Here is a 13,441-nt window from a genome sequence, read left to right on the forward strand (position 1 = left end):
GGGCGCAGGATGCTCCGTGCCTTCTGCTCTTCATTCAACGCATGAGAGTAAATACGCTTGCTGTCCCGCAGTCCGGACCCCGGACCGATCGTTCCGGCCCCCGCAGGGCTCCCGTGCCGGGAAGACCGGCGAAAACCACTTCAGCGGGCTGGCCGCTGGGCCTGGCCTCCCTGCGGCAGGCCCGCAGCCTTCCAGGGCACGTGCCCGCGCCTGAAGGCCACCCCGAACTGGCCTCCTTCGCGATCGTCGATGCGGAGGAGGCGGGGTCGAACCTCGTGGCTGCCGCCAAGTATTTCACCGACCCGCTGCACGGCATGTCCGAAAAGGCCAGCGAACTGGCGATGGAAGGAGGCAAGCCCGAGGGCGGCTCCGAAGGCCCCGGTGACAGCGCCTCCCAGGGCGGCGTGGAAGGCCATCTTCCTGCCCATGGGCCCGATCAACCTGCCGCGGAGCATGGCGCCGGCACCGAGTCAGCGGGCCACCATGGCGAAGTCCACGGTGCGGGCGAGCACCATGGTCCGATGCATGCCTTCGCCGAAGAGGGCACGCCCGGCGGGGTGAGCGATCTCGCGTCCACCCTCGGTCTGGGCGGGGCGATGCTGCCACTGTCGGCCATGGCGATCCATGCCGGCTACCGGGAGTTGCGCGAAGTCTCCGAGCAGCGCAAGGAGCTCCGCGACCACAAGGAGGCGCTGCAGCAGCGCCGCGAGGTGCTGGACTCCGTGCTGGACGAAGACCCGGCGCATCCCGCCGGGCGTGCGCAGTCGCAGGCGATCGACCAGGCGATCGACGACGTGGCCTACCAGCAGCATCTCAACCGCCACGACGGCCGCGTGGCCGCATCGACGCTCGCATCGGCCAGCCTCATCTTCGCGAAGACGGCGGTCGAGACCTCGGTCCACGCGGGTCTGGCGATCGGCGCCGGCAGCGCCAGCGCCAGCGGTCTGGTCGCGCACAGTGCGGCAGCCGCGGGCGCGGCCTCGGCGGCCACCATCGCAGGCGGCTACGTCCTGGGCCCGGCGGCGAGCGTGATGGCGTCGGTGGTGGGGGCTGTCTTCCTGCACCAGTCGCGCGCCGAGAAGAAACGGTTCCGCGCCGATTTCTCGCGCGTCAGCGAGTTCCTCGCGGGCGTGGACGCCCAGCGCCTCGGCCCCGATGCACAGCGCTATCACGACTTCCTGAAGACCAAGTTCGATCAGCGCAAGCGCTTCGTGAACGGCTTCAACAACTGGAACAAGGGTTTCGTCGCGGGCGGGGTGACCTATACGGCGAGCACGGCCGCCAAGGTGGGCGTGGGGATCGCGGCGGTCGCGGGCGCCAGCGCCGCGGGGCCCGTGGGGCTCGCGCTGCTGATCGGCGCGGGGCTGCTGGGGGCCGTCACGATGGGCGTGGGATCGCACCAGTTCTTCCTCACGCACGGCAAGCTCAAGCGCTACCGGGACTATGAACGCGGAGACGCCGTGGGCATCGACAGGGCCTTTCTCTCCATGGTCGACCTCCTGCAGGCCTCACCTGTTGCGGGTGAGCGCGCGGCTGCCGCTGTGCAAGGGCCGGAACTGCAGGCCGATGGGGAATCGGAGTTCCACTCCGCGCGGTCCAGCTTCGCATCCGAGGCGTCCGAAACCGCCTCCGTTGCAGAACCCGCCGAGCCGGCCGGATTCCTGCTGCGCAGCGCGCTCTATGCCGCCACCGATGGCCGGGAACGGGCGCTGGGGGGCTTCCTGCAGGATGCCGCCACGGACCTGCGGAAACACTACCGGGACAAGGGCCGGTCCACGGACGAGGCCACGCCCGCGACCCCTTCGCGCAAGCATTCCACGGCGCGTGAGGCCCGGGCCCTGGTGCGTGGCGGAATGGCCTACGGCAAGTCCCTGTTGACCGGACACAAGCCCCGCGAAGCGCGCCAGCAGGCGCGGCAGGCCTATGCGGCCCGCACGGACCGCCTGACCCCGACGGCACTCGCCCAATGGCTCGATACCCCCGCGTCGAGGCAGGCGCAGGTGGATTTCATGCGCTCCGTGGCCGATCTCCAGGTGAGCTACCTGCAGTCCAAGCTGGCTGCGCGCGAGCCGCTGAAGGCACTGGAAGACTTGCTGGCCGGAGCGGACGGCGCCGCACGGGAGGGTTCGCCTCCCATGACGCAGGCCGATCTGGCCGCCGAACTCCGCAAGGCCCGTGCCGACGACGAAGCCCAATATCTGCAATGGAAATCGCTGCAGGCCAGCCTGGGCGGAAATGCGGCTTCCGCGCCGGGGGCATCGCTGGTGATGCAGTCCCTGCGGCAGCAGTTCCTGCTGTGCGAAACCGGTACCGCCCATGCCCACGAGGACACGGCCCTGCAGTTCGCCCGGTATTGCCTCAAGGACGCGCGTGCCAAGGCCACCACGGTGCGGGGGACGTTGCTGGCCACCGAAATGCAGGCCGCCCGCGTGCGCGAGAAAGCCGCTGCAACGCCTGCCGCATCCGCGGGCTGAGCTGCCCCGGCCGTCCAGGGCCGGCTGAATGGGCATCCCCCACCATGGTGGGGAGCCCGGCCGGCCGGCCGGACCCGGCACTAAACTGCTGCGCTCTTTTTCCTGCAAGGAGTTCTCTGTGCAAAAAGCAGTAGCGGCGACGCTGGTTCTGGCGGTCACCATGGGCCTGGGCGCCTGCAAGAAGCAGGAGGCGCCGCAGAAGGCCGCCAGCGAGCCTGCAGCACCGCCAGCCGCCGCCGCGCCGCCGGCGCCGGCCGCGAGCGCACCCGCTTCACAGCCCGCGGAGGCTGCCACCGGCAAGGGCTTCGACGCGGCCAGCCTGCCGGTGTCCACCGCGCCCCTGGGGGCCTTTCCCTACATCGCGCTGCCGACCGGCTACGTCACCGGAACCAAGCCCGACATCGTCGACTTCGACCAGGTGCCGTTCTGGACGGGCGACCGCCTGCAGCCCGTGGAGGGCCGTGTCTGGTCCGCGCACATCGCTGCCGCCCAGGGCAAGACGTTCTCGGACCTGGAGTTGTCGCGCAACATCGAGTCCGTCGTCACCTCGCTGGGCGGCCGGAAGATCTTCGAGGGCAAGCTGCCAAAAGCCGTGACGGACAAGATGAAGGAGTGGCCGCGCGACATGGTCACGCGCTACAACAGCGGCCTGGGCGACATCTGGAACAACACGGTGCAGGTCTTCGTCGTCCACCGCGCGGACCGGGACATCTGGATCCACCTGTGCAACTACGAGTTCGGCGGCGGCCTGCTCATCGCCGAGACCAAGCCCCTGCAGGTCACCGCCGGCCTGCTGCCCGCCAGCGAACTGAAGGCGCAGATCGACAAGACCGGCAAGGTGGCGCTGCACGTCAACTTCGCCACCGACAAGACCGACATCCTGCCGGATTCGCAGCCGCAGATCGAACAGGTGGTGCAACTGCTCAGGCAGGATGCGTCGCTGAAGCTCGCCGTCAACGGCTACACCGACAACACGGGCGACGCGGCCCACAACAAGACGTTGTCGGAGGGGCGGGCCAAGGCCGTCGCCGCCGCCGTCGCAGCCCAGGGCATCGATGCGTCCCGCCTGTCTTCCGCCGGATTCGGCGCCGCGGACCCGGTGGCGGACAACGCGACGGACGAGGGCAAGGCGAAGAACCGGCGGGTGGAACTGGTCAGGCAGCCCTGAAGCCCGCGCCGCCTCATTCCAGCGTCAGCTTCTGGGTGCGCACCACGTCTCTGTAGATGCCGAGCTCGCTTCTGATCTGCTCCGCGAATTGCTCGGGCGTGCCGGCAATCACGAGCGAGCCGGTGTCCTCGATCCGTTTCCTGACCGCGGGGTCCGCCAGCACCTTCCGGAGGGCGGTGCCGACCGTGTCCACGATGTCGCGCGGGGTGCCCCTGGGCGCGACCATGCCGTAGTAGGCCATCCTGTTCACGGACTCCAGCCCCACTTCCCTGAAGGTGGGAACATCCGGCAGCACGGACAGGCGCCGTGGCGCCGCCACCACGATGGGCACCAGCCTTCCCTCCCTGATGAACGGCAGGGACGATGGCAGGTTGTCGAGGTTCATGCTCACCTGGCCTGCCACCACGTCGTTCAGCGCGGGCCCTGCGCCTCGGTAGGGGATATGCGTCATCTGCACGCCCGCAATGCTCTTGTACAGCTCCATGAGCATGTGGGTGATGCTGCCCGTGCCGGTGGAGGCGTAGGCGTACTGGCCGGGGTGCTTCTTCAATTCATCGACGAAGCCGCGATAGTCGTGCCGCGGGAACCGGGGGTGGACCGCGATGACGTTCGGGGTCGCGGCGATGTTGGTGATGGGCACGAAGTCCGTCAACGGGTCGTACGTAAGGTTCGGCATGATGGCCGGATTGGTGGCCATCGTGGAAACGGTGGCGATGCTCAGCGTGTAGCCATCCGGCTTGGCGCGTGCGGCTTCGCTCGCCCCGATGGTGCCGCCTGCGCCGCTCTTGTTGTCCACGACCACCGGCTGGCCCAGTGCACGCCCCAGCGGGTCGGCGACCACGCGGGCGATGATGTCGGTCGTCCCCCCGGGCGCGAAGGGAACGATCAGCCGGATGGGCCTGGCTGGGTAGGCGGCCTGGGCCGACGCGGAGGCACCGGCGGCGAGCGCCGTGCAGCACAGCGATGCGAGCGCTATGCGCCGCAGGAAATCGGTGGGCATGGGAAAGGTCCTTTCATCGATGGAGAAGCGGGGGCGCTCATTCCGCTCAGAGGCGGCGGCGAACGATGTGCCGGGGGCCGAGTTCCGCGCAGGACGTGACTCCCAGCATCGCCAGGTTGCGATCGACTTCATCGCGCAGCAGGCCGATCGCGTGGGCGATGCCCGCCTCGCCTGCCACCGCCGCGGCATAGTTGAAGGGCCGCCCCACCAGCACCATGCGGGCACCCAGGGCCAGGGCCTTCAACACGTCGGATCCACGGCGGAAGCCGCTGTCGATGAGCACCGGGTAGCCGGGTCCCACGGCAGCCACGACGGCTTCGAGCACACGCATCGGCGAGGCGGCGCCATCGAGCTGGCGGCCGCCGTGGTTGGACAGCACGATGCCGTCGGCGCCGATGCCCCGCGCTTGCAGCGCATCCTCCACGCTGAGCAGCCCCTTGATGACCAGCCGGCCTTTCCAGCGCTGGCGGATCGCCTCGATGTGCGCCCAGCTGAGGTGGTCGCGCGCGGAGAAGTCGCGCAGCACGGTGGATGACAGGATGGGGGAGCCGCGGGTCGCGAAGGAGTTCTCGAAATGCGGCATGCCGTGGCGCAGCAGGGTCCGCAGGAAGGTGCCCGCTACCCAGCGTGGGCGTACCAGGCCGTCCCACGCCAGGCGCAGGCCGGGGCGAAGCGGTGTGGAAAATCCGGTGCGGAGGTTGTTCTCCCTGTTGGCGGAAACGGGGATGTCCACCGTCACCACCAGCGTGCCGAACCCGGCCCTGGAAACACGGTCCACGAGTGCGTCGATGCGGGCCTGGTCTCCGGGAATGTATGCCTGGAACCAGGTGCCGGGACTCTCCTGGGCGACTTCTTCCATCCGGACCAGCGAGGTGCCGCTCATGATCGACACGATGCCGGCCTGGCGCGCGGCACGGGCAAGCGCCAGGTCGCCCCGGTAGCACGACAGGGCGGCAATGCCCATGGGGGCGATGCCGAAAGGGCTGCTGTAGCGTTGCCCGAACAGTTCCACCGCCTGGGAGCGCTGCGAAACGTCGCGCAGGACGCGGGTGGAGAAAGCGTATTCCTCGAAGACCGAGCGGTTGTCGCGCAGCGAGGCATTGTCTTCGGCGGCGCCGGCGATGTAGCCGAAGATGGGCCGCGGCAATCTCCGGCGCGCGGCCGCCTCGAAATCGTGCAGTGCCAGGAGGCCGCGCAAGGCGGCGTGGAGCTTGGGGGAGGAGGAGGGCTCTGCGTAGGATGCCATGGTGAAACGCGCTTGCGGGCCGGTGATGGCGCGAATCTACGGCGGTGGCATGTTGAATAAAAGTGACTTATTTAGAATGTATTTGTTCGTTTTTTGGAAATAAATCGCCGTGCCATCACCCACCGTCAAGCAACTCGAGGCCTTCTGGTGGGCAGCGACCTGCGCCAACTTCGCCACGGCGGCTGAACGTGTCCACCTGTCCGTCTCGTCGCTGTCCAAGCGCATTGCCGAGCTCGAGGCGGCGCTGGGACATCCCCTCTTCGACCGTAGCGGCCACCGCGCGGTGCTGACCGATGCGGGGCGGCGGACGCTTCCCCGGGCGCTGGACGTGCTCAATGCGATGGCCGCGCTGCACGAGGCGAAGGATGACGGCGCGGCACTCGCCGGCTCGTGCCGTTTCGGCGTGGGGGATCTCTCTGCGCTGACCTGGATGCCGGGTTTCGTGGCGGCGGTGCGGGCGGCCCACCCGCAATTGCACCTTGAACCCGTCGTGGATGTCGGCGGCGTGCTGGAGCGCCGCCTGTCCGAGGGCGACCTGGACTTCGCCGTGATCGCCGGCCGCTCCTCGCGCAGCGAACTGCTGTCCCAGCCCGTGGGCGCCGTGCATTTCCAGTGGAGCGTGGCGTCTTCCCTGGTATCGGGGGGCGCCACCGATGTTGCAGCCCTTTTGCAGTCCCATCCGCTGGTCACGTTGCCAGAGGGTGCGGGCACGACCCGTTTGCTGGACGACTGGCTGCTCGCCAACGGCGCCTCGGTGCATGGACGCATCGCCTGCAACAGCTGGGGCGCAGTGGCGGGCATGCTTCGCCTGGGTGTGGGCACGGGTATCCTGCCCGGCCCATGGGTGGCCGCCATGGGCCTGCGCACGGCCCGCGCGCGCGTCCCTCTGGCACCCTTGCACTACGCTTTCCAGTGGAAGCGGGGCGACACGCGGGCACTCATCGGGACGATGCACGCGCTGGTGCGGCAGTGCGTGGATTTCTCCCTCGCCCCGGGATTCGCCGGGATGCCCCCCTGATGATCCGCCCGGACGAATCCACGGCCCGCGGGGGGCCGCGCAGGCAGATGCCCCGTCAGGCGGGCTCGCCCCGGAACCGCAGCGCGGCCTGGCGGCTCACCTCGCCCAGCAACTGTTCGTCGCGCTGGCGGTCGCGCAGCCAGCGTGCGTCGTTCTGGCCGGCCGCGGCCTCGCTGCGCAGCAGGTGCAGCGCGCCGGAAGCCCCGGTGACCGTGGCGTGGCGCGCGATGTGGTCGATGGTCTGCAGGATGTGGTCGCGCAGCGGCATGTGTTCGCCGGTGGCCGGATCGACGTACACCGCCTGCATGCCGAAGCGGCACGCCTGGAAGCGGTTGTAGGTATAGACGAGGTAGTCGTCCTCGCTGGGCGTGAAGGGCTGCTCTGCCAGGAACCAGGCCCCCAGAGACTGCACGAAGGCCGACAGCGCGGCGGCGCGTTCGATGGTGAGCGGCGTGTCGAACACGCGGATCTCGATCGTGCCGAACTCGGGCTTGGGCCGGATGTCCCAGTAGAAGTCCTTCATGCTCTTGACCACGCCGGTGCGCGTCATCTTGTCGAAGTAGGCCTCGAAGTCCTTCCAGGTCAGCACCATGGGGGCGCGGCCCGACAGCGGGAACGCGAACACCGAATTGAGACGGGCAGAATCGAAGGCCGTGTCCTGCCCCTGCACGTAGGGGCTGGAGGCCGACATCGCGATGAAGTGCGGGATGTAGCGCGACATGCGGTGCAGCATGAGCAGCGCTTCGTCGGCGCTGGGGCAGCCGATGTGCACGTGCTGGCCGAAGATCGTGAACTGCTTGGAGAGGTAGCCGTAGAGCTGCGACAGCTCCTGGAATCGCGGCTTGTCGTAGATGCGGCGCTCGTGCCACTGCTGGAAGGGGTGCGTGCCTCCGCCGGCCACGGCGATGTTGAGCTTGTCGGCGCTCCTGACCAGCGCGTCGCGGATCTGCGAGAGCTGGCCCAGCACTTCGCTGCCCGAATGGCAGATGCCCGTCGAGACCTCGATCATGCTGTTGGTCATCTCCGGTACCACGCTGCCGGGCAGCGGCTGCTTCGCCATGAGGCGCAGCATGTCCTCGGCGTAGGGCGCGAGGTCGTAGTTGTGCGTGTTGACGAGCTGCAGCTCGAGCTCGACGCCGAGCGTCAGCGGCTCGGAATGGTGGAAGGCTTCGAGGCTCATGGCTGCTGCTCCCGCTCTGCATTGGCGGCGCGTGTCTGCGGCGCCCAGGGTTTCGAACTCTCTCCGGCGCGGTAGATGGCCACCGTGGCGATCACGGCGCCGAGCACTTCCATGAGCAGGATGGTGGGCAGGGCGACGCGCGCGATGAGCTGCCCCGTGGAGGCGGATGCCACCACGAACTGCGAGGCGATCAGCAGCGCGATCGACGACATCGGCGTCATCGCGCAGCCCACCCACAGGGCCTGGCGCCAGCTCGCGCCGCTGCCCACGTTGCCCAGGGCCACGCCCAGGGCCTTGGCCACGAGGCGCGCGACGATGAGGGCCAGCACCAGGCCGGCCACGGGGCCGCTCCAGTCGGCCTGCGCGGCGACGGTGGACACCAGCACGAACATCAGCATGGTGAGCAGCGAGGCGGCGGTGCCGAGCTGTCGGGGCCAGGCCCAGGGGCGCGGGTTGAGCTGCTTGAGCAGCATGCCCGCCAGCAGCGCGGCGAGCGGCGCGGAGCCGCCCATGTGCGCGGCCACGGCGGTGCCGGCGGCGATCAGCGTGAGCAGCAGGAAGGCGGTGTTCTCGCTCGTCGGGCTCATGAAGCGCAGGGCCATGCGCAGGACGAGGGCCAGCACCGCGCCGACGATCACGGAGACACCCAGCACCACCATGACCGGGTACACGGTGTCCATGATGCGGGCGGCGGGCCGGTTGATCAGCTCCGCGGTGGCGCTGCCCAGGGTGAGCGCGTAGAGGGTGGAGAGCGTGGCCAGCACGATGGCCCGGTCCGTCACCGGGCCGGCCGCGCGGGTGTCCGCCACCACGCGCGTGAGCACGGCGGGCGACGCCGCCAGTGCCACCAGTGCCAGCGGCCCGGCGGCGCGCTGGGGCACGTCCAGCCAGAGCATGGCGTAGTACACCGCGAAATAGGTCAGCGCCGATTCGATGATGCTCTGCACGAGCACCATCGGGTTGTGCCGGAACCACCGCAGCGGGATGCGCCCGCCGGCCTCGAACAGCACGATGGCGATGCCCAGCTCCAGCAGGAACAGGCTGATGCCCTGCAGGGGCCAGACGGCGCCGCTGAAGCCCAGCAGCCCGGCGATGGTGCCGACGAGCGTGTAGCCCACCACCTTGGGCAGGCCGATGTGGCGCTGGAAGAGATAGCCGGAGACCGCCGCGACGGCCAGCAGCAGCGACCACTGCACCGTCGGGAGCCCGGCCGATGGGCGCAGCCATTGCGCCCAGAAGCCCATGATTTCATCCATTTGTTCTAGTCCTCGCATTCCCGCCCGAACCGCGCGGGGAGGCCGCGCGTCCCCCGGCCGGGGCCGACCGAATGTACCTGCTGATCCGGGAGGGCGCTGTAGGACGGGCACTCCCGGAAAAGGGGTACCCCGGGCGGCCCGTTCTCAGGCCTGTGTCGCCATGCGCCGCGGCACGAAGAACTGCAGCGGGGCGTGCCGCAGGCGCCCGCGCAGCGCGGCGGTGAGCCGGGCGCGGTCCACGCGGGTGACGTTGTGGGCGCGCAGCGCGAGCCGGAAGGCGAGGTAGAAGCTCACCGTTACGTTGAGCGCGCCGATGAAGGGCAGCGTCGCGGCCGCCCACCAGAAGGCAGGCTGGTGCAGGGCGGCGGTGCCCAGTGAGGTCAGCGCGGCACCCAGCTGCCCGGTCGAGAGCGTGACATGGCGCACGTCCAGGCCCAGGCCGAAGAACGCGGAGAACGCCGGCACGAGCCCGAGCATGAACCCCAGGGAGACGTTGGCCGCGAAGCCCGAGAGGTTCTCGCGCCAGAACCGCGCCCAGCGCACGGCGCGCTCGCGGCCCAGCAGGCCGGTGATGCGCGGGTTGTAGCGCAGGGCCGAATCGAGCCGGTGCAGCACGAACCAGTTCTCGGCCCAGCCCGCGATGATGCTGGAGGCGAACAGCAGCACCCCCGTGAAGGCCGCGTACAGCAGCGAAGGTCCCGCCAGCTGCAGCGACTGCAGCACGTGCCGCGCTTGCGCCTGGTCGATGGCCGGGCTGCCGGTCGCCCAGGCGATGGCGAGCGTCAGGCCCGCGACGGTGGGAAAGACCACCAGCACGTTGCCCAGGATGGCGGCCACCTGCGAGCGCACCAGGTGGGTGACCTCGTCCACGAAGGACTCCACGGCCTCGGTCGTCTGCAGTTCCTTGAGCTTCGCGGCCATGGCCGGCGCGGTCATCGCCGGCTGCTTGGTGGCGACCGTGCAGTGCAGCAGCATGACGAGCACGAAGCTCACCGCATAGTTCATGCCGGCCCAGAAGCCGCTCCAGAAGGACGACAGGGCCAGCGCGACGATGCCGAACTTCATGAGCGTGGTGAACGCCATGACGAATCCGCCGCCGGCCGCCTTCGCCACCATGGCGCGGTATTCGGCGCCGGTGCGGGTGATGTAGTGCTCGCCGGTCTCCGCGCTGCGCTCGGCCACCTTGGCCGCGAGCAGCGAGGAGTTGGAGGCGATCAGCGCGCGCAGGCTGCGCCGCTCCCGGCCCACGGTGACGAGCCGCGCCATGAGGCGTGCGGCACTGGCGGCCGGCTCCGGCGACAGCAGGCAATCGAGCAGGTCGCGCACCCGCAGGATGCGTTCGCGCAGTTGCCGCAGGCGGAAGACCAGGCCCACCGAAATGCCGTTGTCCTCGAAATGCGAATACACCGTGGCCGCGGCGGCGCGGCAGGCTTCCAGGCGCTCGCGCAGGCGCAGCACCGCCTCGTCCAGCCGGTCGGTGGTGCGCAACTGGTGCAGGACCTCGACCCGCAGGCTCTCCACGTCGCGGATCAATGCATGGAACGGCTGCGCGTCGCGGGCGGAGTCGCTCATGCGCAGCCGCAGCTCGGGCGCGAACCCGGTGGACAGGATCTGGCCTGCGCAATAGGTGATGGCATCCAGCAGCGAATGCTGCCAGCGCGTCGCGCCGCCACCATCCCCGGCCGGTGCCAGCACGGCCAGCAGCCGCGCGAGCAGCGCCTCGTCCAGCAGGGCCAGCCACTGGGCATCGAACTCGTGGGGCAACGCCAGCATGAACAGCTCGGAGGCGTCGATCGTCTCCGGGCTGCCGGGCAGCAGCTTGTAGCGCAGCCGCTCCGCCACCTCGCTCGCGAGCGCGGTGCGCGGCGCGAACCCGAAATCGGCCAGCAGGGTGGTGATGTCCACCGTCCCGACCAGTGCGCTCCACCAGGCCTGCAGCCGGGCCCGCACGCCGGCGTCGCTTTCCGCGGCTTCCACGAGGCGCGCCAGGCGGGCGACGGCCTCCTCGGGGGAGCGGCAGTCGCCGCGCACCCAGGCCAGGCATTCGATGAGCCAGAGGTGCCGCCGCGCCAGCGGGGCGGACGGGTCCAGGTCGGCCAGCAGCGTCCCGGGCTGCGGCGCGGGCGGCCGCCGGCTCAATGCAGCACCCGGCCGGACAGGGGCGTGCTTCCGGCAGGGCCGCCGGAAAGGGCTTCCAGCACGAACAGGGGGATGGCGCAATCGAAGCGCTCACCATCCTCCGCCACGCAGAAGTAGCTGCCGTGCATGCTGCCGCTGGGCGTGCGCAGCCGGCATCCGCTGGTGTACTGGAACGCCTCGCCCGGGCGCAGCAGCGGCTGCTGGCCGACCACGCCCAGGCCCTTGACCTCCTCGGTGTGGCCCCGGGCGTCGCTGATCGTCCAGTGCCGCGCGATGAGCTGCGCGGGCACGTCGCCGGTGTTGGTCACGGTGACCGTATAGGCGAAGCTGTAGACGCCGTCTTCGGGCGCGGACTGGTCGGGAAGGTATTCGGGCTGGACTTCGGCCCGGAACTGGTACTTCGGCATGGACGCGATTATTAGGGCTCCCGGGGCCGGGCGGCTCGGCCGTTCCGTCGGCGGGGCCGTGGTGCGGTGCAGGAGGCCGGCGGGAAGCGGGAGGCCGCGCCTGCTGCGACAATCCGGGCATGACCCGCCAATTCCGCATCGCCCCCTCGATCCTGTCCGCCGATTTCGCCCGCCTGGGCGAGGAAGTGAAGAACGTCATCGCCTCCGGCGCCGACTGGGTGCACTTCGACGTGATGGACAACCATTACGTGCCCAACCTCACTTTCGGCCCGATGGTGTGCCAGGCGCTCAAGCCCCATGCCGTCACGCCCGACGGCCGGCCTGCGCCGATCGACGTGCACCTGATGGTTCAGCCCGTGGACGCCCTGGCCGCGGCCTTCGCGGAGGCGGGAGCGGACTACATCAGCTTCCATCCGGACGCCTCCGCGCACGTGCACCGCAGCATCCAGGCGATCACTTCCAAGGGCATCAAGGCGGGCCTCGTGTTCAACCCCGCGGCGCCGCTGGACGTGCTGGACTGGGTGATCGACGACATCGACCTGATCCTCGTGATGAGCGTGAACCCGGGTTTCGGCGGGCAGAGCTTCATCGATTCGGCGCTGCGCAAGATCGAGGCCCTGCGCCGCCGCATCGATGCCTGCGGCAAGGACATCCGCCTGGAGGTGGATGGGGGCGTGAAGGTGGACAACATCCGCCGCGTGGCGGATGCCGGTGCCGACACGTTCGTCGCGGGCAGCGCGATCTTCGGCAAGCCCGACTACCGCGCCGTGATCGACGCGATGCGCGCCCAGCTGGGCTGAAGCGCGCGGGCACCCGGGCCGAGGGCCGGCCCGGCGTGCGACCGATTATTGCTGCGGCATCGGCTGGGGCGCAGGTTGCGTCATCGGCTGGGGCATGGGAGCCGGCATCGGGTGCGGATGGGGCTTGCCATGCGGGTGGGGGCGGCCCGGAGGGGGCATGGCGCCGGCAGCGCCGCCCGGGGGCGGGGGCATGGCGCCTGCGCCGGGTTGCAGGGTCGCGGGCACCTGGGTGGTGGCCTCCATCAGGATGCCGCCGCCGGCCACGGAGCCATCCTGGGTGCCGGAGCGCACGCGCGCCACGCAGGCGTCGCGGTCCACGGGGGTCTTGAACACTTCGCAGCGCTGGAGCGCGTTGCGGCTGTAGCCATTCGCGGCGGCGTCCTGGGAGTCTAGTTGGCCGGAGCGGGCGGCCTGCAGCGCGGCGCCGGCTTCCTTCAGGCAGGTGTCGCGGCTCTGGGCGGTGGCGCCGCTCATGCAGGCCTGGCGGTCCTGCTGGTAGCGCTCACGGGCGCCGGCGGCGTCCGCGGGGGCGGCCTGGGCGGCGGCGCAGGCCGCGATCAGACAGGCTGCGGACAGGATGCGGGGTGCGATGGCAAAGCGATTCGGCATATCAAGAACCTCCATGTGTCGGTGGTGCCGGCCGCGGACGGACGGCGTGGGGTCACAGTTTCCGCGCCGTAGGGCGAAAACGGTCGAGCCAGAGTAGCCGCTGCGGTGCGCGTGCCGTGTCGGACGGACCAGACAATCGCTGTG

The 13,441-nt window shown here is 69.9% G+C and carries 11 protein-coding genes; 4 read left to right on the top strand and 7 right to left on the bottom strand.

The genetic code is table 11. The features are described from left to right. Window positions 1–113 precede the first annotated feature (113 nt). Window positions 114–2,474 carry a hypothetical protein gene (locus ACAV_RS02405; RefSeq protein WP_013592988.1) on the top strand — a complete coding sequence of 787 codons (2,361 nt, stop codon included), beginning with the start codon at window positions 114–116 and terminating at the stop codon, window positions 2,472–2,474. A gap of 118 nt (window positions 2,475–2,592) precedes the next feature. After that, on the top strand, window positions 2,593–3,642 hold the full coding sequence (locus ACAV_RS02410; RefSeq protein ID WP_244875517.1) for an OmpA family protein: 1,050 nt from the start codon (window positions 2,593–2,595) through the stop codon (window positions 3,640–3,642). Between the two features lie 13 nt (window positions 3,643–3,655). On the opposite strand, the gene ACAV_RS02415 is transcribed toward ACAV_RS02410, so the two are convergent. Next, window positions 3,656–4,642, bottom strand: a complete 987-nt coding sequence (locus ACAV_RS02415) for a tripartite tricarboxylate transporter substrate binding protein BugE (protein WP_013592990.1) — start codon at window positions 4,640–4,642, stop codon at window positions 3,656–3,658. 46 nt (window positions 4,643–4,688) lie between these two features. Next, window positions 4,689–5,888: an alpha-hydroxy acid oxidase gene (locus tag ACAV_RS02420; protein WP_013592991.1), complete on the bottom strand. Its 1,200-nt coding sequence runs from the start codon at window positions 5,886–5,888 to the stop codon at window positions 4,689–4,691. A gap of 109 nt (window positions 5,889–5,997) precedes the next feature. Between ACAV_RS02420 and ACAV_RS02425 the strand changes: the two genes are divergently transcribed. Continuing rightward, window positions 5,998–6,906, top strand: a complete 909-nt coding sequence (locus tag ACAV_RS02425) for a LysR family transcriptional regulator (RefSeq protein WP_013592992.1) — start codon at window positions 5,998–6,000, stop codon at window positions 6,904–6,906. A gap of 55 nt (window positions 6,907–6,961) precedes the next feature. Here the strand turns inward: ACAV_RS02425 and ACAV_RS02430 are convergent, their stop codons facing one another. From ACAV_RS02430 to apaG, 4 genes are all read right to left on the bottom strand, one after another. Then, entirely contained in the window at window positions 6,962–8,086 is a 1,125-nt protein-coding gene (locus tag ACAV_RS02430; RefSeq protein WP_013592993.1) for a YbdK family carboxylate-amine ligase, read from the bottom strand. Next, complete coding sequence (locus tag ACAV_RS02435) at window positions 8,083–9,342, bottom strand: cation:proton antiporter (protein WP_013592994.1); 1,260 nt, start codon at window positions 9,340–9,342, stop codon at window positions 8,083–8,085. Before ACAV_RS02435 ends, ACAV_RS02430 begins: the two co-directional genes overlap by 4 nt. Window positions 9,343–9,486: 144 nt before the next feature. Beyond that, entirely contained in the window at window positions 9,487–11,481 is a 1,995-nt protein-coding gene (locus ACAV_RS02440; RefSeq protein WP_013592995.1) for a site-specific recombinase, read from the bottom strand. After that, window positions 11,478–11,888 carry a Co2+/Mg2+ efflux protein ApaG gene (apaG, locus tag ACAV_RS02445; RefSeq protein WP_011793620.1) on the bottom strand — a complete coding sequence of 137 codons (411 nt, stop codon included), beginning with the start codon at window positions 11,886–11,888 and terminating at the stop codon, window positions 11,478–11,480. The genes ACAV_RS02440 and apaG overlap by 4 nt, the downstream gene beginning before the upstream one ends. 119 nt (window positions 11,889–12,007) lie before the next feature. Here apaG and rpe point away from each other — a divergent pair, with 119 nt between their 5' ends. Then, the gene (rpe, locus tag ACAV_RS02450) at window positions 12,008–12,688 is read left to right on the top strand and encodes a ribulose-phosphate 3-epimerase (RefSeq protein ID WP_011793621.1); all 681 of its coding nucleotides are present in this window, start codon (window positions 12,008–12,010) and stop codon (window positions 12,686–12,688) included. A gap of 45 nt (window positions 12,689–12,733) precedes the next feature. Here the strand turns inward: rpe and ACAV_RS02455 are convergent, their stop codons facing one another. Next, window positions 12,734–13,297 carry a hypothetical protein gene (locus ACAV_RS02455; protein WP_013592996.1) on the bottom strand — a complete coding sequence of 188 codons (564 nt, stop codon included), beginning with the start codon at window positions 13,295–13,297 and terminating at the stop codon, window positions 12,734–12,736. Window positions 13,298–13,441 lie beyond the last annotated feature (144 nt).

This window comes from Paracidovorax avenae ATCC 19860 (genome assembly GCF_000176855.2).
Taxonomy (GTDB): Bacteria; Pseudomonadota; Gammaproteobacteria; order Burkholderiales; family Burkholderiaceae_C; genus Paracidovorax; species Paracidovorax avenae.